This is a genomic window from Sorangium sp. So ce321, assembly GCF_051530195.1.
In the GTDB taxonomy this organism is placed as follows: Bacteria; Myxococcota_A; Polyangia; order Polyangiales; family Polyangiaceae; genus Sorangium.
In genome coordinates, this window is the sequence record NZ_CP150329.1 from 9,263,596 (window position 1) to 9,290,443 (window position 26,848).

The following is a 26,848-nucleotide window of genomic DNA, read 5'->3' on the forward strand; positions in this document are numbered from 1 at the left end:
GATTACGCGCACGTGCACGAAAGACGCACCGCCGCGCACGCGCCCGAAAGACGCACCGCCGCGCACGCGCCCGAAAGACGCACCGCCGCGCACGCGCACGCGCACGCGCACGCGCACGCGCACGCGCACGCGCACGCGCACGAAAGACGGGAGAGGGAAGATGGGAGAGGGAAGACGAACGACGGGAGGCTAAGACGAACAACGTAAGCGGGGCATGAGCCTGTGGCCCTCTCCTCCCGGGCGACGATACCGCTGGGCCCTCGAGGGCCCGCGGTGCGCCGCGCGAGGCTCGCTCACGGTCCGGACACGTTCTCGTCGAGCTCGTCGAGCAAGCCCTGCTTGATTGACGAGTCGCGCCGGGCCTGCGCGAGCAGGGCGCGCGCCTCGCTGTGGCGCCCCGCGAGCCGGAGCGCCCGGATCCAGAGCACAGTCCTCTCCGACCCGAAGGCGCTCTTCGGCATCTCGCGCTCGTACCGCTCGAGCTCTCTGATCGCCCGGCTCGGATCGCGCTGGTCCAGCGCCTCGCTGCACGCCTCGAACAGCTCCATGTCCCTGTCGCCGCCGGGCGTCGTGAGCTCGCCCGCGGTCTCCGCGGGCTCCGCGGCCTCCGGCGCGCGCTCGCCCCTCGCCGGCTCCGGGAGCCGCTGGCGCCGCGGCTCCGGGGCGCTCCTCGGCGGCGGCTCGACCGGCTCCGCGACGGCCGGCGGAGGGAGCGGCTCCGGCGGCTCGGGCTCGACGGGGGGCGACGCCGCGGCGGTGATGGCGGGGCCGACGTGCATCACCGCCGGCGCGGGCGGCGGATCGGGCGCGCGGAGCGCGAGCCAGAGCGCCCCTGCGACCACCGTCACCGCGACAGGCGCGGCGACGAGGGGCCCCACGCCCGCGCTCGGCAGCAGCTGCTGGAGGAGCTTCCAGAGCCCCTTCACCCACGTCGTGACGTCGCTCAGCGCCTTGTCGAGGCCAGCGGCCGCCTTCCCGGTGCCGCCCTCCTCGATCGCCCGCGCCGACTCCTGCACGCCGCGAATGATCGAGAGCCGGACGTCCTCGGGCACGCGCGGCGCGACGCGGGCGGTGGCGAAGAGCGCCGCGAGATCCACGGGCACCACGAAGCGCGGGCCCTCCTTCTTGCGGTCCTCGCGGCGGCGCTTCGCCACGATATCGTGGAACAGGGCGAGCGCGCGCGCGCGCCACTTGTACGCCGTGGACAGCGGGATTCCGCGCTGCTGCGCGAGGTCCGCCATCGGGACACCGTCGAGGTCGTGCGCGACGAGGATCGAGTGCGCGTCGACGTCGAGGTGGTGCAGGAGCTCGAGCACCATGAGCCGCTCCTGGTCCGAGATCATCAGCTCGTCCGGGGTCTTGGACTGATCGACGAGGACCGGGAACTCCTCTTCGGACACCAGCTCTTCATAGCGATACTGGGCCCGCTCCCGGTAGTGCGCGGCGGTGTGGACGGCGATCCTGTTCAGCCACCGCTCAGGCCGGGAGATCTCAGGCTTGTAGTTGTCGAAGCTCAGGTACGCGGAGAGCAAGACGTCCTGCGCGAGATCTCCACGGTCGCGCAGCGGGACTCCCAGGCGCGTCAACCAGCGCCATACGAGCGCGAACGTCTTCTCACGAAAGAGCAGCTCGAAAGCGCGCTCTTTCTCGGGTGGACCACCTTGGCCCGGGCGACGAGGTCGTGTCATACATATGCCAAATTCCGGCCGTAGACGGGCGTTTACCGCCCGGGGCAGGTCACCCGGCGCGCGCGCTGGCGCCGGACGGTCGCTTGCCTGTGCCAGCACGCCGAGAACACCGCGAAATCGGCACGAAAGAGGGTGCCGGCGGGCTCCTGGACCCATCCAACTATTCAATGAGCAGAGCCGGTACAATTCTCGCGGCGAATGGTTATTTTCGGCCGTCTTGCCCGCCGCAGAAGAACCCCTTGGACGTAATTTGAATGTAAGGAGCCACCCAGAAAGTGGCCAGGCGAAGGCGGCCGGAGTCCGCGCCGGGGCCGAGAGCCGGAGTGGTCGCGGCGGGCGGCCGCGACAACGAGATCTCCCGGCCGTCGCCGGCGCGGTCCGGCCCCGGCGACGCGCGCAGCAGCGCTGAACGACGGCGGCGACGACGGCGACGGCGACCGCGCCCTGGCCTCCGTCGTTCACGCACGCGCGCCTCGATGCCTCATTCCGGGTGCGCTCGCGGGCGACTTGAGGCACGCTGCGCCGCCACGCGGATCCATCGCATGAACCTCTCCGACTTCTCCCTCGCTTCGCTCACGGCGAGCTCGCGCCGCAACGTCCTTCGCGACCTCTGGGACAAGCTGCGTCACGTGCCGGGCGGCAAGCGCCTGTTCAGCAGCACCCTCGGCGTCATGGCCCCCTACACGAGCACGATCCGGGCCCATATCGAGGTCCTCGAGCGCGGCCGCGCGGAGGTGACGATGCGCGACCGGCCCGGACTGCGCAACCACCTCCGCTCCGTGCACGCCGTGGCGCTCGTCAACCTCGCCGAGCTCACCGGCAACACGGCGCTGTCCTACTCGCTGCCCGACGACGCCCGGTTCATCGTCGCGGGCCTCTCGATCGAGTACCTGAAGAAGGCCCGCGGCACGATCCGCGCCGTCTGCGAGTGCCCTGTCCCAGACACCAGCGAACGCAGGGAATACCAGATCCCCGTGAGCCTGCGAGACGCGACAGGCACCGAGGTCGCCCGCGCCACCCTCCGCAGCCTCGTCGGCCCGAAGAAGTAGCCCTGAGCGCCGCCGGCGGCGGTCGCGCCGCCCGCGCGGCCCGCAGCGAGCTCCCATGAACGTGAGAGGGCGAGAAGCCCTCATGCGGGAACGCCTCGAGCTCGCCTTCCTGCCTCTTCCTGCCTCATTCCTGCCTCTCAGCTCCGTGCTCAGAGCCGATCCCCATCGCGCTCCGGAGGAGCCCTGTGCGCCGAGACATCCTGAGATCCAGTGCGCTCCTGTGCCCTGAAGCACACATGACATCCGGGTGTCATTCTCACCTTTCCCGTGGAGTCTCACCCCGCACCACACCAGATCCGAACCTGGATGGATCCCAGGGAAACGCACACTCGACAAAGGCTTCCCAGGGTGTTTCGATTCTGATCATGGAGAACCGATCAACGAAGGTGGCACTCGCTGCGACAGCGCTCGGCGTGTTCTTCGCGGCATGTGGTGGGTCCAGCGGCTCGGTCGGCGATGGATCCGGCGGGGGTGGGGCCGGCTCGGGCGCGGGGTCGGACGCTGGCTCGGGCGCGGGCACCGGCGCGCCGACAGGGTCGGTGACGGGCTCCGGCTCGAGCTCCAGCGGCGATGACATCGGGGGCGTCAACGCCGCATCCAGCAGCGGCTCGGGCGAGGGCGCCGGGGGCGCCGCTTCCTGCGCCGGCGAGACGACCACCGCGGAGCTCGTGCCGCTCGATCTGTACATCATGCTCGACGCGTCCGGGTCGATGAAGGAGCAGATCTCGCCGCTCGTGAGCAAGTGGGACGCCGTGACCGAGGCGCTCGAGGCGTTCTTCACCGACCCACAGTCGGCGGGCCTCGGCGTCGGGCTCCAGTACTTCCCGCTGCGCGACCCCGACGTGCCCGAGACGTGCACGGAGAGCTCCCAGTGCGGCCCCGGCGGCCCGTGCGCCCTCCGGATCTGCCGCAGCGCGACGCCGATCACGATCTGCGAGACGAACGCCGACTGCGGGGCGCGCGACACCTGCATCGACCTCGGCGAGTGCTCCGGGACCGGCGACCTGTGCGCGCCCGTGGGCGTGAGCTGCGGCCGCGGCGCGGGGTCGTGCCAGCGGCTGACCGAGAGCGAGTGCGCGCACCCGGATTCGTGCAACGCGGAGGTCTACGCGGAGCCCGACGTGCCGATCGCGCCGCTCGACACCGCCTCGGCCCAGGAGCTCGTCGCCTCGATCGCCGCGAAGGAGCCGCTCGGCGCGACGCCGACCGCCGGCGCCCTCTCCGGCGCGCTCGCGCAGGCCCGCGCCCACGCCGAGGCGAACTCGACCCACCGCGTCGTCACCGTGCTCGCCACCGACGGCATGCCCACCGAGTGCGATCCCCTGAGCGCCGACGGCATCGCCGAGATCGCCAGCGCGGCGGTGAGCGGCACGCCGAGCATCTCCACCTTCGTGATCGGCGTCTTCGACGGCAACGACGACGGCGCGCAGGAGACGATGGACCGCATCGCCGAGGGCGGCGGGACGACGTCGGCGTTCTTCATCGACACGAGCACCGACGTGACGCAGGCCTTCCTCGACGCGCTCACCGAGATCCGCGGGAAGAGCCTCGCGTGCGAGTACCAGGTCCCGGCGCCGTCCTCCGGGCAGACGCTCGACTACGGGACGCTCAACGTCGAGCACACGCCGCCCGGCGGCAACGGCTCGTCGACCATCTTCTACGTGGGCGACGAGGCGCGCTGTGACGCGACGGCGGGCGGCTGGTACTACGACGTCGACCCCGCGACAGGCAGCGCGCCGACGAAGATCGTGATGTGCCCCGCGACCTGCACCCAGTTCCGCGAGGGCGGGCAGGTCGAGCTCCGCGTCGGCTGCAAGACCGAGATCCCCCCGATCAACTGAGCCCCTCCCCCATGCCCGCCCACCGCAGGCGAGGTCCGGCCGCGCGACGCGGGCGCGCCCTCGCCACGCTCGCCGCCCTCCCCCTCGCCGCCGCGGCCTGCGCCTCCGAGGAGGCCGTGGCGCCGGCGCGGCTGCCGCTGCCCGACATCGCCTACGGCGCGCCGGGCTCGCTCTCGGCGCCGCCCGGCAAGGGCAGCTTCCGCCTCGGCGCCGCCAGCGCCGCGACCCAGATCGAGGACAGCAACCCGGCAACGGACTGGTACGTGTTCACGCGCCCGAAGGCCGAGGGCGGCATGGGCAGGGGCGCGGAGTTCGTGGGCGACGCCTCGCGCGGCTTCTCGAAGGCGCTCGAGGACGTCGCGCTGCTCCGGGAGATGGGGCTCGACTCGTACCGGTTCAGCATGGAGTGGGCCCGGATCGAGCCGCGGCGAGACGTCATCGACGAGGAGGCGCTCGCCCACTACGACCGGCTCCTCGACGCGCTCGTCGCGGCGGGGATCCGCCCCGTGGTCACCCTGCACCACTTCTCCAACCCGGTCTGGCTGGACGACCCGCGGCACACAGGCTGCGCCTCAGGCCCCGGCGACGACAACCTCTGCGGCTTCGGGCACCCCGAGGGCGGGCCGCTCGTGATCGAGGAGATGGCCGAGCACGCGGCCCTGCTCGCCGCGCGCTTCGGCGACCGGGTGGATGACTGGGGGACGCTGAACGAGCCGTTCAACTACCTGCTCGCCGCCTACGGCGTGGGCGCGTTCCCCCCCGGGAAATCCGCCCTCCTCGGCGACCTCCTCGGCGAGTTCGTGCCGGTGCTGCGCGACACCCTGCTCGCGCACGCGGCGGCGTACCGGGCGCTCGCGGAGGCCGACACGGTGGACGCGGACGGGGACGGCGAGGCGGCGGACGTCGGGCTGACGCTCTCGGTCGGCGACTGGGTCGCGGCGCGCAACCACCGGCCGAGCGACGACCCCGAGGACGTCGAGGCGCGCGATCGCATGGCCTACGTCTACAACCACCTCGTGGTCGACGCCGTCCTGAGCGGCAGGCTGGACAGCGATCTCGACGGCGAGCCCGACCTGGAGCTCCCCGGCCTCCGGGGCACCCTCGACTGGCTCGGGGTCCAGTACTACTTCCGCGCCGGCGTGACGGGGGACGGTGGCATCGTGCCGGTGCTGAACCTCACGCCCTGCGTGAACGGGCTCGACTTCGGCGCGTGCGTGCCCCCGGTCGACCCGACGTTCTGCGTGCCGGCGATGCGCTACGAGCATCATGCGCCCGGCCTGTACACCGTGCTCAAGGACCTCGGCGCGCGCTTCCCCGAGCTGCCCCTCGTCGTCACCGAGTCGGGGATCGCCACCCGGGTGGGCGAGCGGCGGGCCGAGGTCGTCGTGCGGGCCCTCGAGCAGATCGAGCGCGCGCGGGGCGACGGCGTCGACGTGCGCGGCTACTACCACTGGAGCCTCTACGACAACTTCGAGTGGGCCGAGGGGTTCGCGCCGCGCTTCGGGCTCTACACCGTCGACTACGGCTCCTACGAGCGCACGGCGACGAAGGGCGCCGAGGTCCTCGGCGAGATCGCCCGCGGGCGCGCGCTCACGAGCGCGCTGCGGGCGGCCCACGGCGGCGACGGGCCGATGACGCCCGAGCCGGAGGCCGAGGGCCTCGAGCGCTGTAACGGGAACTAGAGCCGAGTCGGCCAGGTTCGTTTCTGGGGGCGCAGAAGTCACCCCCGCCTCCATGGTCCAGGTCGTCCCCGCGCGTCCTGAACCGAATTGCTCGATTGAAGGCACCGCCGCTCGTCGGTCTCCATACCAGGTTCGTTCGACCCGCCGAGAGACACCGCCGGATTACGCCGCTGCGATATCGACGAATCACGGAATCGTCACCCCCGGCCCGAGTACGACGGCTATCGCGGTCGTCCGCGGGCGACCGCGATGGCCGTCGCCCCGGAGGCCCACGTCCATTGACGTCGCCCGCGCGTTCGCGGACCATGGGGGACTTCCTTCAGCTGCCCGATATCAGGGAGGACACATGAGCCATCGCCTGGATCTGCTCTCTCCGGAGCTGCGCGCGAACCCGTATCCTTATTATGCAGAGCTGCGCCGCTCCCATCCGGTGTGCCAGGTCGATCCGGGGGGTCTGTGGGCGCTCAGCCGCTACGAGGACGTCGCCTTCGCCCTCAAGAACACCGACCTGTTCTCCGCGCAGGGCGGCCGGGTGGGGGTGCTCCCGCCCTGGCTCGATCGCAATCCGATGGCCGACTCGCTGCTGCTCATGGATCCGCCGGAGCACACGAAGACCCGGGCCCTCGTGACCCGCGCGTTCAGCACGCGCGTGATCCCGCGGATCGAGCCCGCGCTGCGCGCGGTGGCCCGGGAGTTCGTCGAGCGGCTGACCCCCGGGCGCGAGCTCGACTTCTACGCCGAGCTCGCGATGCCCATCCCGGCGGCGGCCATCGCCGATCTCCTCGGCCTCGACCCGGCGCTGCGCGCCCATTTCCAGCGCTGGACCGCGAACTTCGTCGCCACCGCCGCGGCCACGCCGGAAATGAGGCCGGCCATCCGCGCCACCATCGTCGACCTCGAGCGATACCTCCTGGAGGTCATCGCGGCGCGCCGCGCCGCGCCGCGGGACGATCTCGTGACCGAGCTCCTGGCGGCCCGGATCGACGGCGTCGCGCTCACCGAGCCCGAGCTCGTGAGCTTCCTCTTCTTGCTGCTGGCCGCCGGGTTCGAGACGACGACCCACCTGCTCAACGCCGCGCTGGTGCTCCTCATGGATCACCCCGAGGTATACGCGCGGATCCGCGCGGACCCGGCGCGGATCCCGGCCTTCCTCGAGGAGGTGCTGCGGTTCGAGCCGCCAGCCCAGATCGCTTTGCGGCAGGCGAAGACCGATGTGGAGATCAGGGGTGTCACGGTGCCGGCGGGCGCGTTCGTTGCGGCGCTCATCGGCTCGGCCAACCGCGACGAGCAGGTCTTCCCGGACCCGGATCGGTTCGATATCGATCGCGAGCGGCAGGTGGGGCTGTCGTTCGGCCACGGCGTCCACTTCTGCATCGGCGCGGCGCTCGCGCGCGCCGAGGCGAAGATCGGAATCGAGGTGCTGACGTCCCTCCCGGGGCGGTTCGAGCGGACAGGGAGAGCGCCGGAGTGGAACCGCTCCTTGCTGTTGCGAGGGCTGAAGGAGTGCTGGGTCCGGTACGTGCGCTGAACGGCTCCCGGGGATCGCCTCACGCGTCGAACGCGGAGCGCGCGGCGGGGAGCGGGGAGCGCGTGCGCAGCCAGAAGTAGCCCGCCGACGCGGCGAAGAGCGCCGCGCAGAGGAAGGCGGTCGCGTAGCTGAAGCCGAGGAAGAACTCGAGCCACGAGCGCCTGGCCTGGCCGAAGCTCTTGTAGAGCAGCAGCCCCACGCTGCCGAGGTAGCCGAACGCGTCGGCCGCGGTGATCAGGAAGCCCGCCGTCGCCACCGAGCCCACCGCCGCGATGAGCCGGTCGAAGAGCACGCAGTTGAACGGGACATACCCCACGTAGAGCCCGAGCCCGACGCTGACCATCCACGCGACGGGGCCGATGACGCCCGCCTGGTAGAGAACCGTGCTCACCCCGGCGAGCGCCGCCCCGGCGAGCATGATGCCGTGGATCGCGAGGAGCGCCGTTCGGTTGTTCCGGATCCCCATCATCACCGCGACCGAGAGGAGCGCGCCGATGGCCACCGGGATCTCGGCGGTCGTCAGGATCGCCGGCTGATCGGCGAAGTCCAGGGCGTCCCAGATCTCGCGGGCGAAGTTGTCGCGGAAGTCGCGGTAGGCGGTGAGCACGATGTAGCCGAGGACCAGGGTCGCGAGCCCGCCGGCGTTCGCCCGGACGAACGCGCGCCGCGCGGCGCGGTCCATCGGCGCGCGCCGGGTCCGGAGCGCCTCGTCGGCCGCCGACGGGGGCGGGATCTGCGCGAGCATCCACACCGCGAGGAGCAACGGCGGGAAGAACAGCGCCCCGGTCAGCGCGGGCATCCAGACCTCCGGCACGCCCCAGCCGAGCGTCAGCTTGCCGACCGTCTTCACGAAGCCGCTCGCGAGGATGAAGCTGGCGCACAGGCCGGCGCCGAGCAGGTCGCTCACGCGGCGCCCCTCGAGGAAGCCGAAGACGAGCCCCCAGACCATCCCGAGCGGCAGGCCGTTCAGCACCAGGAAGAGCGCGGCGTAGGGCGCGGGCGTGAGCCCGAACAGCACGAGGGCGGCCTCGCTCACCCCGACGCACGCGAGGATGGCGAGCGCGCGCCGCTCGGGGCGCATCTCGGAGACGACCTTGATGCCGAGGAACTTCGAAGCGCAGTACCCGAGCACCTGGGCGATGATGTAGAGGCTCTTCAGGTCCAGCGCGGGGAGCAGCGGCAGCGCGACAGCGCCCTTGAAGGTGCCGACCGCGAACGGCTTGCGGAAGGCGTACATGCAGAAGTAGGTCGCGAACGCCGCGAGCACGGCGAAGGCCGTGAACACCGGCGCGGGCGCCCGCTCGAGCCATCTCGTCACGCTTCTCTGGGCTGGCATCGGAGCTCCGAGGAAGGCGCGAGGGTAGCCGCGGGTGCGCGGCGCGCGCATGACTTTTCGGTTCCGGCGAGGCGGGCGGCCGGTTCCCTTCCGGCCGCTCCCGTGCGAGACAATGGAGGCCGCGCCGCGGCCCGGCTTCAACGAGGCGCGAGGCGGGCGGCCGGGAGGGCACGCCGTGGGAGATCCGTCACCGCTCGCCGCGAGGAACACCCTGGGAGACGTTGCGGCCCGCGGCCGGGACGAGCGGCTGCGCGGCGCGATCGCCCTGCTCGCGGTGGGGCTCGCCGCGGGGGGCGCGGGCGAGCTCTCGTACGAGCAGCTCAAGCAGCGCTTCCGGAGCGCGATGACGCGCGATCCCGTCGACTCGCTCGCGGTGATGGTCCTCGGGTGCTCGTACCTGTTCTACCAGGCCGAGCACGCCGAGAACCCGCGGTGCGCGGGCTACGTCGACGCGCTCCTGTTCATCTCGACGTGCCTGTCCGGCGGCTACACCGACCTGTTCGCGCGCACCCCCGCGGGCAAGGCGATCGCCTCGTTCGTGACGACGTTCGGCCCGACGCTGGCGACGTCCGCGCTCGGCGCGCCCGCCGGCGCATCGGCGCCCCAAGGGACGCAGGAGCAGGGCCGGGCGATCCTCGAGCGGCTCGACGGGATCCTCGAGGCGCTGCGCGCGCCGCGGTGAGCCAGGGCTCCATCCGCAGCCCCGACGCGGGGCGCGGGCGTTGGCACGGATCGCGCTGAGAGGCGTGCAACCGGACCCGAGCGGCACGGCATCCATGCCGAGCTCGGCAGTACAGCGATGTCCATGACAGACCCACGCGCCTCCACCTTCGGAGCCGACATGGCCTGAGCCAGAGCACGTTCGCACGCTCCGCTGACGCCAGAGCGCGTACTCCAGTTCCCTGCAAGGCTTTCAGGGAGAGCCCGAATCAACGTCCTTTTGCTGTGGCATAACGTCTCGATGGGACGCATTGTCGCCCTCGCGTGGGGCACTTTGCACCTCTGGACGTGCGCGGAGCGGAGCAACCTTCCTGAAAAGGGGGTGAAACATTGTTCTTCTCGTCCTGGAACACCCCTTGCGATGTCCGGGCGCGTCGGGGCATCGGGGCCCCGGTTATTTTCAGCTGACGCGGCACCGGACAGGCGCGTAACAGGCGGCCCGATCACTGCTGTCCCTCGTGCCCTCGAGCGTCGACTGGATCACGACACAGGCGCGACACGGTTTCCCCGATGTGTCGTGCGTTTCGCAGAGAAAGGCGGAGGAGTCATGCCGAATCGTCAGGGATGGATCGACGAGGAGTACAGCGGCGGGCGTGGACGCGACGAGGAGAGGTCTGGGCGACAGGGCCAGCGAGGGGATGAGGGATATCGCGGCGAGCGCGGGGCCGCCGGCGATGCTAGCTACGGACATCGTGGCAATTACGAGCAAGTACTCCAGCGAGACGACCATCGCCATGCCCGAAGCGGTCAAGACGAGCTCCGTGGGTCGGATCAGCGGGAGTCCGGCGGACGCGGCTACGAGGGTGAGTTCGGCGGACGCGGCCACGAGCGCGACCAGGGCTGGCGCAGCCACGGCGGCGAGCGCGGTCACGGTGGCGAGCGCGGCTGGGAGGGCCGGCAGGAGCGCGGCTGGGGACAGCGCGAGGACTTCGGAGGCCAGCATCAGGCTTCGGGTGGCCAGCGCGATGACTTCCAGCGAGGAGGTCGCGACGATCTTGGCTCCAGGCGCGGCTACGGCGGCGGCCAGGGCGGCTTCGGCGGCGGCCAGGGCGGCTTCGGCGGCGGCCAGGGCGGTCACGGCGGCCAAGGTCACTTCGGCGGCGGCCAGGGCAGCCACGGCGGCCAAGGCAGCTTCGGCGGCGGCCAAGGCGGTTACGGCGGCGGCCAGGGCGGATTCGGCGGCGGCCAGGGCAGCTTCGGTGGCGGCCAGGGCAGCTTTGGTGGTCAGGGTGGATACGGCAGCCAGGGCGGCTACGGAGGCCAGGGTCACTTCGGCGGCCAGAGCGGATTCGCCGGCGGCCAGGGCGGCTTCGGCGGCGGCCATGGCGGCCAGGGCGGCCAGGGCTATTTCGGCAGCGAGCATGAGCTCGGCGGCGGCCGGGGTGGCCAGGGTGGATTCGGCGGCAGCCAGGGCGGCTACGGCGGCGGCCAGAGCAGCTTCGGCGGCCAGGGTGGATTCGGCGGCAGCCAGGGCGGCTACGGCGGCGGCCAGAGCAGCTTCGGCGGTCAGGGTGGATTCGGCGGCAGCCAGGGCGGCTATGGCGGCGGCCAGGGTAGCTTCGGCGGCCAGGGTGGATTCGGTGGCCAGGGTGGTTCTGGTGGCAGCCAGGGCGGCTTCGGTGGCCAGGGAGGCTTCGGCGGAGGCCAGCACCAGGGCTACGGCGCCCGTGGCGGCCTCCGGCAGTGGGCCGACGACGAGCGCGGCTGGACCGAGCGGTCCGGGCAGCAGCGCGGCTACGAGGGACAGGAGCCTCGATTCCGCGGCGATCAGGGCTCTTACCCCCAGTCGGGTGGGCAAGGCTACGGCGGTCAGGGCCACCAGTCCGGCGGGCGGAGCTTCCTCGATACCGTTGGACAGGGTGGAGGAGTCAGCGGTTCGCGCGGTCGCGCTCCCAAGGGCTACAAGCGCTCGGACGACCGGATTCGCGAGGACATCTGCGACCAGATCGCCGAGCACCCGGACCTCGACGCGAGCGACGTCGAGGTGAAGGTCCAGAACGGCGAGGTCGTCCTCTCCGGGACCGTCCGCGAGCGCCGCTTCAAGCACCAGCTCGAGTCGCTCGCGGAGCGGATCTCGGGCGTGACCGACGTGCGGAACGAGATCCGGATGTACCGCGAGCAGCAGCAGCACGGCGAGGCGAAGACGGGCTCCGGGCTCTCGTCTGGCGAGCGCTCCACCGCGTCCGGCTCCACCGGGGGCCTCTCCGGCTCCACCGGGGGCGCTTCCGGCACTGCGACCTCTGCCGGCGCCACGTCGTCGTCGGAGACGAAGAACAACGAGTCGTCGCGCCGGAACGCCTCGTAGCTCCGGCCCCGCGGAAGTCCGGCCAGGTATATTGGCCGGACTTCTGCGCCGTTGGACGGCGGCCTCGCGCCGGGCGGACATTACTTCGCCTCTCCTCGGGGCTCCGCTCCGCACCCCGGCGTCCACCTCGCGGCCTACCGGGTTCCGTGCTCCAGTGATCCCTTGCGGAGCTCTCCCAGCCTCCCTGACGCCTGAAGACGTCGCGCAGCGCGCCGATTCGATGGGCGGTCGACGGTTCAGCGAAGCTGCCTGAGCATCTCTTCGCGTTCCGCGGCGAGCTGCCCTAGAGCATCGATCAGCTTGAAACGCCCGGGAATGAAGAGATTTGAACCACAGAGGCACAGAGGACACAGAGGAACAACAAAAACTCTGTGCCCTCTGTGCCCTCTATGGTTGATTTTCTCGGGATTTCAACCTGTTTGATGTCCTAGCGGGAACTCCCGCGCGTGGGCCTCTCCAGCTGTTCCCAGCCTCGGCGGTGCTGCGTCCTCACTGTCGCCAAGGGGAGCTCCAGCTGGGCGGCGATCTCGGAGAGCGGCGTCTCCTCCAGCTCGTGCTTGATCAGCAGATCCCGGTATCTGGGGTCGACCTGGCCGATCAGGTCGCGCAGCACCTCTTCCCGCTGCCGCAAGCGGAGCAATTCTTCCGGGGTGGGGCACTCGTCCCGGAGCTCGTGCTCGTCAAACGGCGTCAGCACCTCTCCCCACCGGCGCGCGTCCCGGATGTGGTTGCGCGCCTGGTTGAGGGCGATCGTGGCGCGGTACGCCGCCGGATCCCCACTCAGCTCGATCCGCTGGTCCGCTTCCAGCCCCCGCAGGAGCGCATTCTGGGCGATGTCCTCGGCGCTTCGCGCCGGGACACCGAGGCGCCTGGCCAGGCGCCGGTAGAGATCGAAGCTGGTCGCTGGCTTCTTGCCCACGGTAGGCAGCACACCTGAGGGGCCCGAAACGCTTCAGGAAAATGCATCGGTCGCCAAGTTTGGCGGGATAATGTATTCCTTGTACCCACATGAGACACCTTCGGGACGCCTGACGCTGGGCAGCGACGATTGCTTTACGGTGTCGGCCTATCTTTTCTCGCCATGAACGTCATTCAACGGCCACATCGTGGATGTTGACGCCATGCGACGGGCGTAAGTACCGTCGATGCATGCGTTACGTTGCGCATGCGCTCTCACTTCTTCTCTCGCTGGGGGCCGTCACGGGCTCCACGAGCGCGGCCAGCGCCGAGGATGTCCATCCGAAGGCAACACCGAGCAACGGTTCATCCATGGTGAAGGACCTTGTTCGCCGTGGTCGGAGAGCGCGCGATCAGGGGCGGTGGACCGAGGCACACGGCCACCCGACGATCGGCATCGTCGCGCTCCATGCGAAGCTGACGGTGCGCGACACCGTGATCGAGACGCTGGCCGCGGGACCAGGCGGCGACGGTGGGCAGCCCGAGCAAGGAGGCAAAGGCGGCCGGGGCGCGCCGGGAGGCGCCGTGGGGGACGGCACGTGGTCCTGTGAAGGGGGCAACGGCGGCCGAGGGGGCGACGGCGGCTACGGTGGCCCCGGGCGTGGCGGCGATTCGATCGGCATCGGCTACCTTGACGAGGACGAACTCACGCTCGAGGGCGTCACCTACGAGCTCGGACTTCCGGGCAAGGGCGGCACCAGCTGGGACTGGTCGGGTGAGACGATCACGGGGCAGGACGGAAACACCGTCGAGACGCTTCGCTTTGCCGAGGGGCTGTGATGAGCGCCTCAGGAGCGAAGGCGGTACGTTCGCGAAAAGGCCGGAGCGTGGCCGCGCTCGTCGTCGCTGTCGCGACCTTCGCGCGCGGCTCGAGCACGCGGACAGCATGCCCCTGCGTTCCGTTTGACGCCCCCGCCCCCGGACCGCTCCGTTGAACGCCCCTGTACAGACCGCGTAGCATCGAGGGAGAACCATGCGAATCACAAGAGCGATGTGCCTGTCCCCTGCGCTGTTGGTCATCACAGCCGGCTGCGGCACCACACCGCAACCCGACGTGCCGTCGGAGTCGGTCTGTCTCGAGCGTCTCGCCGCCGGTGTGCCGGAGGATGGCTGCGGGGTGTTCGTCGGTAGCTACTACCGCAGCAACGACGACGCAAACCCCGGCACGAGGGATAGGCCGGTCGAGACGCTGCGCCGCGGCGTCGAGCTCGCGAGTACCGGACGAGGACGCGTCTTCGTATGCAACCAATTCTTCTTGTCTCCCGTTCCCCTTGTGCTGCCATCCGGCGTGGACCTCATCGGCGGATTCAACTGCTTGACCTGGGAGCGTGAGACCGACGAGCTCCCGTTGCTTGCGATGATCGGTGACGCATACGTGATGCTGACCGTCGCACCGCCGCTCATCGGAGATACTGGCGCCTCGGACGGGGTATCGACGATCGTCGACATGCAGATCAGGTCGGAAGGCCCGCTCGGGATCCTTGTCCAATCCAACGCGGCCGTGGAGCTCATCCGGAGCGGGATTCGCGCCGTCACCGGGCGGGCGGGCCGCGATGGCACCGGATGGCCCTCGCCAAATCGGGGAGAGCAAGGACCTGATGGGCAGGATGGGGGCGACGCGTGCTCGGCAGCCACCGTTCCTGGCGGCGCTACGGCGGTGAACGCATGCAACTGGGGAGTCCCGACCATCGACGGAGGAATTCCGACCATCGGTGGGAAAGGAGGGGATGGGCTTCCCGACGGAGCTGGCGACGGCGAGGACGGGCAACCGGTCGTGGCGTCCAACACCACTTTCGGACGGGGCGGAGGTGGGGACGTGACAGGCACCCATTGCGAAGACGGCGAGGCTGGGCTCCAGGGCGAGCCCGGTGGCGTGGGTGCCGCCGGCAAGGGCATCGGGCGCATCACTGCGAGAGGGTGGGAGGGGGACAGAGCCGGTGGCGGAGGCAGGGGCATGCCGGGCCAAGGCGGCGGCGGGGGTGGCGGCCGTCGGGGCGGTCTCGCTCTCTGCGGTGTGGCGTCCAAGGGAGGCGCCGGCGGCGGCTCCGGGGGTACCGGTGGCTGCGGCGGTCGAGGGGGCGGAGGTGGCGGCAACGGACACCCCACGATCGGCATTGTCGCGCTTCACGCCAAGCTGACTGTGCGCGACACCTTGATCTTGACGGGCGAGGGCGGTCTCGGCGGCAACGGCGGCCCCCCCGAGGACGGCGGCCAAGGCGGCCTGGGCGCTCCAGGAGGCGCCTTAGGCGACGGCACGTGGTCCTGCGCCGGTGGCAGCGGGGGCGACGGGGGCCCCGGCGGAAACGGCGGTCCCGGGCGTGGCGGCGACTCGATCGGCATCGCCTACCTCGACGAGGACCAGCTCACGCTCGAGGGCGTCACCTACGAGCTGGGGCCGCCGGGCAAGGGCGGCATCAGCTGGAATCACGACGGCAGCATGGTGACAGGGGAGGACGGCGTCGTCGTCGAGACGCTTCGCTTTCGTGAGTAGTATCTGCGCCCGTCGAACGAACACTGTGGACCGTGTGCAGCACATGTACCTCGGGAGCACCTCTGTAGCATGACCCCGAGAACTTCCGCCGCCGACGACGCCAGCGTGCTCCGCAGCCCAGCCCACCGCGGCGACGGCGCTGCCCGTCACCGCGCTCGACGTGAGGCGCCGAGTGGCGACGGGGCTCTGCCCGAGCGAGAGGGACCGAGCGGTCAAGGAGCGCCCTCCCCTCGCCGCCCGCCTGCGCAGCCTCGCCGTCCGCCTGCGTAACCTCGGCGCCCCTCCTGCGGAGCCTCGCCACCCCTCCTGCGCAGACCGGCCGCCTCTCCTGCGCAGCTCCGCCACCCTCCTGCGCGTCCCGTTTGGTGAATTGCACTATAGTCGTGCGCCTCCTGCGCAGCCCCGCCGCCCTCCTGCGCACCCCCTCCCGGTGTCCTTCGCAACCGTGCTGCGACGCCTGCGCAGCCGCGCCGCCCTCCTGCGCAGCCCCGCCCCCCTCCTGCACAGCCCCGCCGCCCTCCTGCGCGACACTTTCTGTGTCCTGCGCAACACTTTCCCCCTCCTGCGCATCACCGCGATCCCATGGCCCGCTGTTCGCTGCGCGACGCCGGGCACGCCGCCCCGATCGACTCCGCGGCACACCGCCTATCTCAACCCTCAAGCGTGGTACTGCACTCGCGACGTGAACGAAATATGCTCTCCCCTGGCTCATGCCTTCACCCGCCAATACCCTCGCCGATCTTCCGGCTCCTCAATCCGAGGGGCGCTGGCCCCGACAAGGAGGCGTATTTTTCCCATGGCAACGAAGGCACCCACCACCACGTCATCCGGGATCAACAGGGCTTCAAAGAAGCGCTCTTCGCACGACGCGCAGGGCGCGCCTCGCTCCTCCCCCAGAGAAGCAGCGTACACGCTCAGCGCCGCCCGGGAGGCCGAGCTCCTCCGAGAGGCCGAGTCGCTCGGCAATGACACGCTGTATTTTCCCGGCAAGCTCGCCCGGCGCGTCATCTGGGCGAGCCGCATCCAGCTCGCCGCCGAGCGCGACGCGGCGGATCTCGTCCGCACCCCCTTCCCTGACGACGAGCCGGCGCTCACCCGCGAGGAGATCCACGGGCTCCGCGACAAGATCGAGCTCCTGCGCATCATGCAATCGCGCTGGCAAGCCGCGCAGCAGCGCCAGGAGCGGGCCGCCGCGACGTTCGCAAAGCCGGCCGCCGAGGCCGCCCTGCACCGGCAAACGCTCCTCCGCTTCTTCGACCTTCGCTTCAGGAGGAGCCCGGAGGGCCAGAAGCGGCTCATGGCCATCCGCGCGGGCAACGGCGACGCGGATCTGGTCCAGGACGTCTCCGACCTCCTCTTGCTCTGCTCCGAGCACGCCGAGGCTCTCGATAAGGCGCCTCGCGGCGAGGCCGCCTCCGTGGCCCGCCTCCGCGAGCTCTCACCGCTGCTCGCGCGCATGCTCGCCGACAAGACGCTCTCCCCCGAGGCGCTGCGCTCGCGCAAGCTCCGCGACGCCGCGTACACGCTCGTCGTGAACGCCGAGCGAAGGCTGCGCGCCGCCGCGGAGTACTGGTACGCCGGCACGGACAAGATGAAAGACTACGCGTCTTTCCCCGTCTCCCGCGTCGCCGCGTCCACCGGAGGAGAAGAGGAAGGCGAGGCCGGCACCGAGGACGACGGCGCGCTGGACGAGGGCGAAGCGGAGGGCGGCGCGCCGGACGAGGGTGATGAGGAAGTGGAGGCGCCGGAAGACGTCCCATCGGGTGAGGACGAGGACGAGTGATGACCGCCCTGAACCGCCGACGCACGGCCGAGGGCCGCGGCGCGAGCCAATGCCGCCCCCCACGCCGGCGGGGCGCTGAACGCGCCGCGCGCGGGTAGAGCCGCGCGCGCGGGTAGACTAGCCGAGCAATCGACGCGCGCGGCGCCGCCAGCACCCGCCGCGGCCTGGCCGCGCTGCGAGCTCGCGCCTTGGCGCTCCGCCGACAGGCTGATCGACCCCGGATCCGCGCAGCTCACCGCGAACGCCTGTCCGGGCATGTCAAGCCTTTTCGGCGGCGCACCGGCCGGCCGAATTTGACCCCACGCCTCCCCTCCCTGTGATCCAATCGGACACGCCGGTCGCGGGCGCCGATCGCGCGTCACCCCCCTGCGCCCGCCCCTGCTCGCGTCTGCCCATGGCCGAGGTGCTCGCCGCATCGCTGGTGTTCCCCGCCGTGCTCTTCACGGTCGTGCTCGCGCTCGCGCTCATCTACTGGCTGTTCGTGGTCCTCGGCGCGCTCGACCTCGACCTGCTCGGCGGCGCCCACGGCGACGCCGCGCCCGACCTCGGCGCGCTGCCGGGCGCCGCCAAGGGCGCGCTCGAGGGCGCCGCCAAGGGCGCCCTCGAAGGCGCCGCCAAGGGCGCCGCGGAGGGCCTCGCCGACGGGGGCGACGGCGCGCACGGCGTCGGCTCGGTGCTCGTCGCGCTGGAGCTCCACCGCGTGCCCGCCACCGTGACGCTCACGCTCGTCGCGGCGTTCGGCTGGTTCGCCAGCGTCCTGTCGACGATGCTCGCCGAGCCGGCCTGGGTCGGCGCCGGGCTGCCGCGCTGGGCGCTCGGCCTCGCGGTGCTCGCGGGGTCGCTCACCGCCGGCGTCCTGATGACCTCGCTGGCGGTGCGGCCGCTCGGCCCGCTGTTCGTGACCCGGCACGCGACGTCGAAGAAGGACCTCGTCGGCCGCGTGTGCGTCATCTCCACCGGGCGCGTCGACGAGCGCTTCGGCCAGGCGGTCGTCGACGAGGGCGGCGCGAGCCACATCCTCGACGTGCGCAGCGACACGCCCGGCGCCCTCCGCCGCGGCGACCGCGCGCTGCTGGTGAGCTGGGACCCGGGCGGCGAGGTCTTCAGCGTCGAGCCGCTCGACGCCCTGCTGGGCCCGCCGCCGCCCCTCGCCGAGCGCGTTGCGTCCCACGTGGACGCCTCGCCGCGCGACGCCGACGCCGACGACGCCCCCACGGCGGACGCCGGGGAAGCACGTCAGCGCCGCAGCTGAACGCCGCCGTCGCGCTGGCCGTTTCGTGTACGCTCTTGCCCGAGGGGGCATCGTGCGGCCCCCTATCCGGCTCAGGTATGGGCGCCTGACCCTCGCTCACGCGGAAGCGGGCGCGGGGGCCAGCGCCCTCCCCTCACCGGACAACGCGAAGGAGCTCCGCGTGCCCACTCTGACCGTCCCCCTCATCATCGCCCTCGTCGGTGTCCTCGCCTTCGTCGCCCTCGGGATGCTGGTCATGTACGCCAAGTTCTACCGCCAGGTAGATCAGGGCAAGGCGCTGATCATCAACACGAGAGGCGAAGATCCCATCGTCACCTTCACCGGGACGCTGGTGATCCCGATCATCCACCGCGCCGAGTACATGGATATCTCGGTCAAGACGATCGAGATCGACCGGCGCGGCAAGGAGGGCCTCATCTGCAAGGACAACATCCGCGCGGACATCAAGGTCACCTTCTTCGTGCAGGTGAACAAGACCCAGGACGACGTCCGCACGGTCGCCCGGACCATCGGCTGCGTCCGCGCGTCGAACCCGGAGACGCTCGAGCAGCTCTTCGCCGCGAAGTTCTCCGAGGCGCTGAAGACCGTGGGCAAGCGCCTGAACTTCGAGGACCTCTACAAGGAACGGCAGAAGTTCAAGGACGACATCCTCGACGTCATCGGCAAGGACCTGAGCGGGTTCGTGCTCGCCGACGCGGCGATCGACTACCTGGAGCAGACGCCCGTCGAGCTGCTCGACAAGGACAACATCATGGATGCCGAGGGCATCCGGAAGATCACCGAGCTCACCGTCGCGCAGAACGTGCTCACGAACGAGCTCCGCCAGAAGGAGCGGATGGAGATCGGCAGCCAGAACCTGAACTCCGACGAGGCCGTCTTCCGCTTCGAGCAGCGCCGGGCCGAGGCCGAGGCGAAGAAGGCGAAGGAGATCGCGGTGGCGCAGGCGCGCGAGCAGAACGAGGCCGCGCGCATCACGAGCGAGGAGCGCAAGAAGACGGTGCTCCTCCAGGAGAAGAACGACGAGGAGGCCTTCATCGCCCGCGAGGCGAAGGAGCGCGGCGTCTCCGTCGCCCAGAAGAACAAGGAGCGGGAGGTCGCCGTCGAGACCGAGCGCGTCGAGAAGGCGCGGCAGCTCGAGATCGTGAGCCGCGAGCGCGACGTGTCGCTCCAGCAGATCGCCCGCGAGAAGGAGCTGGAGATCCAGCGCAAGGACATCGCCGACGTGGTCCGGGCGCGGATCGCGGTCGAGAAGACGGTGGCCGAGGAGGAGGAGCGGATCAAGGACGTGCGCGCCGTGGCCGAGGCGACGCGCCTCAAGGACGTGACGCGCATCAACGCCGAGGCCGAGGCGCAGGAGCAGCTCGTCAAGCACATCAAGGGCGCCGAGGCGAGCGAGGAGGCGGCGAAGTTCCGGGCGCGCGAGAAGCTCATCACGGCCGACGCCGAGCTCGAGGCGAGCGACAAGGCAGCGCGCGCGAAGATCCGGATCGCCGAGGGCGTGCAGGCCGAGTCCGCGGCCGAGGGGCTGGCGCGCATCCGCGTGAAGGAGGCCGACGCGCAGGCGATCGAGAAGCAGGGCTTCGCCGAGGCGCGCGTGGCGCTCGAGAAGATGAACGCCGCCGCCGTCGGCGAGGAGAAGCAGGGCCTCGCGCGGGTGCTCGTGAAGGAGGCGGAGGCGCAGGCGATCGAGAAGCAGGGGCGCGCCGAGGCGCTCGTCACCCGGGAGCGGCTCCTCGCCGAGGCCGCCGGCATCGAGCAGAAGGGGCTCGCGGCCGCGAGGACGCGCGAGGCCGAGGCGCTGGCCATGGAGAAGACGGGGCTCGCCGAGGCGACCGCGATCAAGCAGCGGCTCCTGGCCGAGGCCGCGGGCACGGCGGAGAAGGCGGCGGCCATGAAGGCGCTCGACGGCGTCGGGCGCGAGCACGAGGAGTTCCGTCTCCGGCTCGAGAAGGAGCGGGCGGTGGAGCTCGAGTCGCTGCGCATCCGGGCCGAGATCGCGCGGGCGCAGGCCGAGATCCTGCGGGGCGCGTTCGAGCAGGCGAAGATCAACATCGTGGGCGGCGACGGCGCGTTCTTCGACCGCTTCGTCAAGGCGGTCACCCTGGGCCAGTCGGTCGACGGCATGGTCGACCAGAGCGCCACGGTGCGCGCGCTGGTCGGCGACTACCTGAACGGCAACGCGAGCCTCCCCGAGGACCTGAAGCAGCTCGTCACCCACCCCGCGCCCCTCGCGCGGCCCAAGGACGGCACGCTGTCCGGGATGCTCACGTCGCTCCTGCCCGGCACCGACGACGACGGCAAGAAGAAGCTCCAGGCGCTCGCCGAAAAGGCGCGGGAGCTCGGCCTCGACGACCTCGCCCAGCGAAGCCCGCGCGCCTGAGCGGCGCTCACCCGCCTCGGATACGGGCCCCTCTCGACGTTTCCGTGCTCGGCGCGCCGGAGTAGAAGCGCGCCTGTTCGCCGAAAACGCCGCGATCGGGGCCCGCCGTCTGGCCGGGTCCTCGCGCGCCTTGGCCCCGACGGTGCTCCAGGAGCTGAACGTCCAGCGACCGGGAGGCACCAGACGGCGGCGAAGGAGGATGTGAATGCAATCGAGCTGGTTACTGGGCGTTGGCCTGGCCTGCGCGGCGGTGGCGCTGCCAGCGGGAGAGGTCTGGGCGGCCGGAGCGCCGTCCTGGGAGAGCTTGCCCTCGATGATCACCCCGCGCGGCGGGCACACGGCCACGTTGCTCCAGGATGGCCGGGTGCTCGTGGCGGGGGGCCACGGCAGCGACGGGACCGTGCTCCTCCGGGAGGCCGAGCTCTACGACCCGGCGAGCAAGACGTGGGCGCCCGCAGCGCCGCTCCCCAGCCCGCTCCGCGAGGTCGCCGCGACGGCCGTGCTGCCGGACGGACTGGCGCTCTCGACGGACGGCGAGCATGTCGAGGTCTATTCCCCGGATCTCGATCTGTGGAGCGCGGCGGCGCCCCTGACTCCGGCGCTCACGGAGCCCAAGGCCGTGCTCCTCCCGGGCGGCAAGCTGATGATGCTCGGCGGCGCGTCGGGCTCCCTCGCGGGCAGTATCTATGATGACGTCGCGGGCACATGGACTCCCATCCGATCGCTGAGCGGCGCGGCCGCCACGACCGCGACGTTGCTCCAGGACGGCCGCGTGCTCGCGGTGGGCTACGGCCGCGGCAACATCTACGATCCGGAGACCGATTCCTGGACACCGTCCTCCTCCAGGGCCACCCTGTGGTCCCCGACGTACCGCGCGACGCGGCTCGCCAGCGGCGACGTCCTCTTCGTGGGCGGATACGAGATCTCGGGCCAGATGCCCTCGCAGCTTTACCTCCACGAGGCCGATCTCTGGCTGGCGATCCCGGGGCATGCCCCCTTCTATGACCCGTATCCTGACTGCTTGCCGGTCGGGGGGGGCTTCGACAGCGGCCTGGGCGTCTCGCTGCTCCCCAGCGGACGCATCCTCCTGACAGGAGGCATGGTGTCGTACAAATGCGGATACGAGGACGAAAATGGCCAGTTCGTGATCTGGTCGCGCTACAGCGAGTTCAGCGCCGAGCAGGAGGTCTATGATCCGGCGAGGGCTGCCTGGGTGCCCCTCGACGTGGAGCCGCCGGAGACGATGGCGCGCGCGGAGCACACGGCGACGCTCCTCCACGACGGCAGCGTGCTGATCGCCGGCGGGCTGGTCGCGTCCGACGTGCCCGCCGGCGCGCCGGTGCCGACGGCCTCCGCCCTTCTCTTCCACGAGCGCGCGCCGCTCGGCGCGGCCTGCGAGGCCGGCGGCGACTGCGCCAGCGGCTTCTGCGCGGATTCGGTCTGCTGCGATGCGGCCTGTGCTGGTGCGTGCGACGCGTGCGCGGCCGCCGCGGGGGCCACGAAGGACGGCGCCTGCACGCCGCTCTCGGGCACGCCCTGTGACGACGCCGACGCGTGCCTCGAGGGAGGCGTCTGCGAGGCGGGCACCTGCGCTGGCGGCACCCCGGCGCCCGACGGAACCCCGTGCCACGACGGCGAGGTGTGCTCCGCGACGAGCACGTGCGAGGGCGGCGCCTGCGTCGCGGCGAGTCCGGCGAGCTGCGAGCCGCCGGACGGCTGTCACGAGCCTCCCGCGTGCGACCCTGCGCTCGGGTGCTCGGGGCCCGCGCCCGAGAAGCCGGACGGCGCGCGCTGCGATGTCGAGGGGACGTCGGACGCCTGGCAGGCCGCGGCGCGGATGCCGAACGAGATGAAGCACGCGCACACGGCCACGTTGCTGCAGGACGGCACGGTGCTGGTCCTGGGGACGGAGGATAGCTCTGGCAGCCGCTGGAGGGCGATGCGCTACGACCCGAGCCTCGACCAATGGCAGCTCATCGGGGGGGTTCTGCCGGTGGTGCGGTCGATCACGTACGCCACGCTGCTGCAGGACGGCACGGTCCTTGTGGCCAGTCGCGGCCGCGTGGACCGGTTCAACCCGGCCACGGGCGCATGGCAAGCGGCCGCGCCCATGCTCCGGAGTCACTCGACGGGCACGGTGACGCTGCTCCAGGACGGGAGGGTGCTCGTCACGGGGGGCAGCGCCGGAGAGGCGGAGGTGTACGATCCCGCCGCGGACGCCTGGACCCTGGTCGCGCCCGGGACTGCGGGGCTATGGAGTCCCAGGGCGACGCTGCTTCAGGACGGCAGAGTGCTCGTCACGGGCAACGACGACCACGTGATGATCGCGGAGGTGTATGACCCGGCGGCCGACGTCTGGACGCCTGTGGCTTCGATGACCTCGGTACGCTCGGGGCATACGGCCACGCTGCTCGAGGACGGCAGGGTGCTCGTCGCGGGGGGCAGCTCCGAGGGCATGGCCCTCGCGACAGCCGAGCTCTACGATCCGGCGAGCGACACATGGACGCCAGCGGCGGAGATGGCCGCCCGGCGGCGGTATGTGACTGGGGCCGTGCTCCTCGCCGACGGCAGGGTGCTCGTGGCGGGCAATCTGGACGGTCAGTACCCGCTCGATTATACGGCTGAGCTTTACGATCCGGCGACGGACGTCTGGTCGCCGGGGCCAGCCTTGGACATCCCGCTCACCTATCGCGTGGCGGTGCGGCTGGATGATGGACGCGTTCTGATGGCGGGCGGCACGCTCAACAGTGTGTCCTACCCGTCCCCCCTCGTGCACCTCTATGTTCCTGGGCAGGGTCCGGGCACAGGGGTGTGCCAGGCTGGCGTATGCTTGCCGAGCGCAGGTGGAGAGGGTGGCGCCGGCGGCAGCGGCGGTGATGCCAGCGGCGCCGGCGGCAGCGGCGGTGATGCCAGCGGCGGCAGCGGCGGTGATGCCAGCGGCGCCGGCGGCAGCGGTGATGCAAGCAGCAGCGGCGGTGATGCCAGCAGCACTGGCGGCAGCGGCGATGCTACCAGCGGTGCTGGCGGCAGCGGGGGCGATATAAGCGGAAGTGGCGCGACCGGCAGCGGCGGTGACGCGAGCGGCGCCGGCGGCAGCGGCGATGCTGCCAGCGGCGGTGGCGTGAGCGGCAGCGGAGGCAGCGGAGATGCTGCCAGCGGTGCTGGCGGCAGCGGGGGCGATGCCAGCACAGCTGGCGGCGGCGGCACCACGAGCACGAGCGCAGGCCATGGCAGCGGGACGGGCGAAGGGGGTAGCGCCGGTGAAACCGGCGCGCAGAGCGGCGCTGGCGGCGGCCTGCCAGGCGGAATCATCGGCGATTGGCAGTGCCAGATGGCGTCCGGAATCCAGGGTACACCCACATGGCTCGTCCTCGTCGGGGGGCTCGCTGCCCTGCGCGTGCGCCGGCGCTCCGCGAGGATCCGCGGCTCTGGGGTGACGCGCCCGCGCCGCCCGACGTGACGTCGGTCGACAACAGCGTTTTCATCCGCCATCAATCCAGGGGAATCCACGAGCCGTAACGTCAGGTGTTCCATGCCAACCAGCGCGTGCAGCGTGGCTGTACGGCGGAACGGCCGCTTCGAGGAGCCTGGCTTTCGGATCACGTCTGGATTCCCTGGTCCCCCGGAGCGCCTGAGCTAGGATGGGGAGCTGATGGACCAGCCAACGTCGACATCCATCGAGGGAGCCAGCGACCGTTGAGCACGCCGGCCCGGTTGAACGGTACGCTGTTCGTCTCGGAGACGCGGATCCTCTACGTGGGCCCCCTCGTTGCCACGAGGCGCCACGCCCATCACGCGGCCCAGATCGTCATGGCGCCAGAGGGGCTGTACATCGAGGACGGTGCCAGCGGGCGCATTCACGCCAGCGCCGCCGTCATTCCCCCACGCCTACCTCATCGACACGGCGCGTGTGCACACGCTGCGCTCCTGTTCCTCGACGGGGACGACCTGGCGAGTCGAGTGCTCTCTCGTGACGCAGAGCCCCGGTGCGAGACGTGGGGCCGCGACACGCTCGACGTGAGCGTCCCTCGCGACCCCACGCCGGAGATGGCGCGCGCTCTCATGGCCTCGATCTTCTCCGCCCTCGCTCTGCGTCAGCCGCCGGAGCCGCGACACCCGGCGGCACGTCGGATGTGCGCCTATCTCGACCGCTCCGACGAGGTCGACCTCGCGCGCCTTGCGCACGAGGCCGGGCTCTCGCCGCGGCAGATGCGTCACGCCTTCGCGCGTGACGTCGGGCTCCCGATGCGCGCGTATCTGCGGTGGAAGCGCCTGCGCCGCGCCATCGCCGCGGTGGAGGGGGGAGCGAGCCTGAGCGCCGCCGCGGCCGCCGCCGGGTTCGCGGACAGCGCCCACCTGAGCCGCGTCTTCCGGGAGCAGTTCGGCATGACGCCGACGCAGGGGCTGAGCTCGATCACGTGGCGGACGCTCGACTGACGAGGAACTCGGGGAGTCCATCCCTCCGGCGCGGCATCCCGCATTGGTACATGAGGGCGTCCACGTTCCCGCGATGATGGATCGTGTGTGTGACCACGTGGAGGATCATCGTGGCGGCGGCCATCGGCACGACCTTCCCGTCGGTGAAGCGCACATCGCGAGGTCGTGCGAGCTCCTCCGGCGGGAGCGACGCCGTGGTATCCACGTACCAGCGGTCGATGGCCTCGGATCCGCGATCGAGCTCCTCGAGCGCGGGGAGGACCGCGCTCTGTGTGGACTCGTAACCGTGCGAAACACCCTGGAGGTGGGCCTGAAAAATGCGGCTGACCACGTGGATGTGGTCGAGGACCCGCACGATCAGGTCTGCGCCCTTCTGCGACTCGAAAGAATCGACGTCGCGAAGGGCGGCGAAGAGCTGTCGGTTGGCCCACGCAGCGTGAGTGACCAGCGTCTGGAGCGGCTGCATCGTCATACGTCCGAGCGTAGGCAGCGATCGGCCCCTCTGCTTGAACGCAACGGCGGACCCGGCGCCAGGCCAGGCCGAGCCCGCGAGCGACTTCGCGGATCGGCAGCCCACGCTCAGCGCCTTGTGCCGCATGACCGCGACCGACTCCATGGGGACGCCATCCCGGGCTGGTCTGCGGGAGCCCGCAGCCGCTCATCGCGTGGGATCAGCAGGCGCGGTGCTGGGTACCGTCGCCGGGCGTGATGAAGATCATCACGCTCGGCGCGCGCACGATCTGCCGGTGCCAGACGCCGCGCGGGACGACGCACGTGCCCTGGTCGCGCAGCTCGATCAAGCGCTCGCCGCGCTCGTCTTCCAGCACGACGTCGACCGAGCCGGAGAGCAGGATCAGGACCTCGTCGCCAGAGGGGTGAGCCTCGCGGTGATCGGGGCTCTCGTCCATGTGAAAGAGGCCCACCATGCGGCCGGCGTGCAGCTCCTCGCGCTCGCCGATCTTCGCCCAGAACTCGGCGTCCACGGGGATCAGCTTCGCGGCGCCGCCGTCGAGGAGCTGCACGTAGGTGTCGGAGAGATGAAAAGCGTGGCTGTCGTGTCGGGTCATGCGCGTATCATGGGTCCTCGCGCGCGCCGGCGATTGTATATTTTTTCCGAGCATCCCGGCGCGCTCCAGGGAGCCTCGGCGCTCGTCGTCCGGGTCGATGCTCCGTTTCGATCGCGCTGCCGCTCACGCCGCTGTACCTACCGTTCGTCGCGGCGATCGCCCCGCCCGGCCGATGGCGAGAGCGCGCGCCGCGCGCCGATGTCACGGATCGGGCGTCGCCCCCTACGGCGGCGCGCACGGAGCGCCCGCGGCGAGGGGCATGGAGATGCACGTCGTGAAGAACAAGCAGATGAGTCTCGGGTTCTGGACAGGACGCTCGCGCGCTGCCGCGA

Annotated in this window: 17 protein-coding genes and 2 pseudogenes; 13 read left to right on the plus strand and 6 right to left on the minus strand. The window is 71.1% G+C overall.

Annotated features, from left to right (window positions below):
* Positions 1-293: 293 nt before the first annotated feature.
* Positions 294-1,688 carry an RNA polymerase sigma factor gene (locus tag WME89_RS34175; RefSeq protein WP_438003838.1) on the minus strand — a complete coding sequence of 465 codons (1,395 nt, stop codon included), beginning with the start codon at positions 1,686-1,688 and terminating at the stop codon, positions 294-296.
* A gap of 542 nt (positions 1,689-2,230) precedes the next feature.
* Between WME89_RS34175 and WME89_RS34180 the strand changes: the two genes are divergently transcribed.
* The 4 genes from WME89_RS34180 (at position 2,231) to WME89_RS34195 (ending at position 7,788) form a co-directional block, all read left to right on the plus strand.
* Positions 2,231-2,737 carry a hotdog fold domain-containing protein gene (locus tag WME89_RS34180; protein ID WP_438003839.1) on the plus strand — a complete coding sequence of 169 codons (507 nt, stop codon included), beginning with the start codon at positions 2,231-2,233 and terminating at the stop codon, positions 2,735-2,737.
* Positions 2,738-3,102: 365 nt separating this feature from the next.
* Positions 3,103-4,578 (plus strand): hypothetical protein, encoded by a 1,476-nt coding sequence (locus tag WME89_RS34185; RefSeq protein WP_438003840.1) that lies wholly within the window; start codon positions 3,103-3,105, stop codon positions 4,576-4,578.
* 11 nt (positions 4,579-4,589) lie between these two features.
* A complete protein-coding gene (locus WME89_RS34190; RefSeq protein ID WP_438003841.1) occupies positions 4,590-6,260 on the plus strand; it encodes a glycoside hydrolase family 1 protein in 1,671 nt (556 codons plus the stop codon).
* Positions 6,261-6,606: 346 nt separating this feature from the next.
* On the plus strand, positions 6,607-7,788 hold the full coding sequence (locus WME89_RS34195) for a cytochrome P450 (RefSeq protein ID WP_438003842.1): 1,182 nt from the start codon (positions 6,607-6,609) through the stop codon (positions 7,786-7,788).
* Between the two features lie 19 nt (positions 7,789-7,807).
* Here WME89_RS34195 and WME89_RS34200 read toward each other — a convergent pair whose 3' ends face one another.
* The gene (locus WME89_RS34200) at positions 7,808-9,124 is read right to left on the minus strand and encodes a DUF5690 family protein (RefSeq protein WP_438003843.1); all 1,317 of its coding nucleotides are present in this window, start codon (positions 9,122-9,124) and stop codon (positions 7,808-7,810) included.
* 175 nt (positions 9,125-9,299) lie between these two features.
* Here WME89_RS34200 and WME89_RS34205 point away from each other — a divergent pair, with 175 nt between their 5' ends.
* Positions 9,300-9,806: a hypothetical protein gene (locus WME89_RS34205; protein WP_438003844.1), complete on the plus strand. Its 507-nt coding sequence runs from the start codon at positions 9,300-9,302 to the stop codon at positions 9,804-9,806.
* Positions 9,807-10,244: 438 nt separating this feature from the next.
* On the opposite strand, the gene WME89_RS34210 is transcribed toward WME89_RS34205, so the two are convergent.
* Positions 10,245-11,801, minus strand: a complete 1,557-nt coding sequence (locus tag WME89_RS34210; protein WP_438012091.1) for a hypothetical protein — start codon at positions 11,799-11,801, stop codon at positions 10,245-10,247.
* Here WME89_RS34210 and WME89_RS34215 point away from each other — a divergent pair.
* Entirely contained in the window at positions 11,790-12,149 is a 360-nt protein-coding gene (locus WME89_RS34215; protein ID WP_438012008.1) for a BON domain-containing protein, read from the plus strand. The genes WME89_RS34210 and WME89_RS34215 overlap by 12 nt on opposite strands.
* Before the next feature lie 454 nt (positions 12,150-12,603).
* Here the strand turns inward: WME89_RS34215 and WME89_RS34220 are convergent.
* Positions 12,604-13,080, minus strand: a pseudogene (locus WME89_RS34220) (RNA polymerase sigma factor); the annotation flags it as partial.
* 401 nt (positions 13,081-13,481) lie between these two features.
* Here WME89_RS34220 and WME89_RS34225 point away from each other — a divergent pair.
* From WME89_RS34225 to WME89_RS34255, 7 genes and pseudogenes are all read left to right on the plus strand, one after another.
* Positions 13,482-13,886, plus strand: a pseudogene (locus WME89_RS34225) (hypothetical protein); the annotation flags it as partial.
* Positions 13,887-15,246: 1,360 nt separating this feature from the next.
* Positions 15,247-15,597 carry a hypothetical protein gene (locus WME89_RS34230; protein WP_438003845.1) on the plus strand — a complete coding sequence of 117 codons (351 nt, stop codon included), beginning with the start codon at positions 15,247-15,249 and terminating at the stop codon, positions 15,595-15,597.
* A 796-nt stretch (positions 15,598-16,393) separates the two neighbouring features.
* Positions 16,394-17,380 carry an ATPase gene (locus WME89_RS34235; RefSeq protein WP_438003846.1) on the plus strand — a complete coding sequence of 329 codons (987 nt, stop codon included), beginning with the start codon at positions 16,394-16,396 and terminating at the stop codon, positions 17,378-17,380.
* A 394-nt stretch (positions 17,381-17,774) separates the two neighbouring features.
* Positions 17,775-18,632: a glycine zipper family protein gene (locus WME89_RS34240; RefSeq protein ID WP_438003847.1), complete on the plus strand. Its 858-nt coding sequence runs from the start codon at positions 17,775-17,777 to the stop codon at positions 18,630-18,632.
* A gap of 160 nt (positions 18,633-18,792) precedes the next feature.
* A complete protein-coding gene (locus WME89_RS34245; RefSeq protein ID WP_438003848.1) occupies positions 18,793-21,012 on the plus strand; it encodes a hypothetical protein in 2,220 nt (739 codons plus the stop codon).
* 205 nt (positions 21,013-21,217) lie between these two features.
* On the plus strand, positions 21,218-24,472 hold the full coding sequence (locus tag WME89_RS34250) for a Kelch repeat-containing protein (RefSeq protein ID WP_438003849.1): 3,255 nt from the start codon (positions 21,218-21,220) through the stop codon (positions 24,470-24,472).
* Between the two features lie 671 nt (positions 24,473-25,143).
* Positions 25,144-25,449: a helix-turn-helix domain-containing protein gene (locus tag WME89_RS34255; protein ID WP_438003850.1), complete on the plus strand. Its 306-nt coding sequence runs from the start codon at positions 25,144-25,146 to the stop codon at positions 25,447-25,449.
* Here the strand turns inward: WME89_RS34255 and WME89_RS34260 are convergent.
* Positions 25,427-25,921: a DinB family protein gene (locus WME89_RS34260; RefSeq protein ID WP_438003851.1), complete on the minus strand. Its 495-nt coding sequence runs from the start codon at positions 25,919-25,921 to the stop codon at positions 25,427-25,429. The genes WME89_RS34255 and WME89_RS34260 overlap by 23 nt on opposite strands.
* A 199-nt stretch (positions 25,922-26,120) precedes the next feature.
* A complete protein-coding gene (locus WME89_RS34265; RefSeq protein ID WP_438003852.1) occupies positions 26,121-26,516 on the minus strand; it encodes a cupin domain-containing protein in 396 nt (131 codons plus the stop codon).
* Between the last annotated feature and the right edge of the window lie 332 nt (positions 26,517-26,848).

Bases quoted from the DNA above. Each gene is read 5' to 3' on its own strand.
- WME89_RS34175 (WP_438003838.1), bottom strand. From the start codon at position 1,688: ATGACACGACCTCGTCGCCCGGGCCAAGGTGGTCCACCCGAGAAAGAG.
- WME89_RS34180 (WP_438003839.1), top strand. From the start codon at position 2,231: ATGAACCTCTCCGACTTCTCCCTCGCTTCGCTCACGGCGAGCTCGCGC.
- WME89_RS34185 (WP_438003840.1), top strand. From the start codon at position 3,103: ATGGAGAACCGATCAACGAAGGTGGCACTCGCTGCGACAGCGCTCGGC.
- WME89_RS34190 (WP_438003841.1), top strand. From the start codon at position 4,590: ATGCCCGCCCACCGCAGGCGAGGTCCGGCCGCGCGACGCGGGCGCGCC.
- WME89_RS34195 (WP_438003842.1), top strand. From the start codon at position 6,607: ATGAGCCATCGCCTGGATCTGCTCTCTCCGGAGCTGCGCGCGAACCCG.
- WME89_RS34200 (WP_438003843.1), bottom strand. From the start codon at position 9,124: ATGCCAGCCCAGAGAAGCGTGACGAGATGGCTCGAGCGGGCGCCCGCG.
- WME89_RS34235 (WP_438003846.1), top strand. From the start codon at position 16,394: ATGGCAACGAAGGCACCCACCACCACGTCATCCGGGATCAACAGGGCT.
- WME89_RS34240 (WP_438003847.1), top strand. From the start codon at position 17,775: ATGGCCGAGGTGCTCGCCGCATCGCTGGTGTTCCCCGCCGTGCTCTTC.
- WME89_RS34250 (WP_438003849.1), top strand. From the start codon at position 21,218: ATGCAATCGAGCTGGTTACTGGGCGTTGGCCTGGCCTGCGCGGCGGTG.
- WME89_RS34255 (WP_438003850.1), top strand. From the start codon at position 25,144: ATGTGCGCCTATCTCGACCGCTCCGACGAGGTCGACCTCGCGCGCCTT.
- WME89_RS34260 (WP_438003851.1), bottom strand. From the start codon at position 25,921: ATGACGATGCAGCCGCTCCAGACGCTGGTCACTCACGCTGCGTGGGCC.
- WME89_RS34265 (WP_438003852.1), bottom strand. From the start codon at position 26,516: ATGACCCGACACGACAGCCACGCTTTTCATCTCTCCGACACCTACGTG.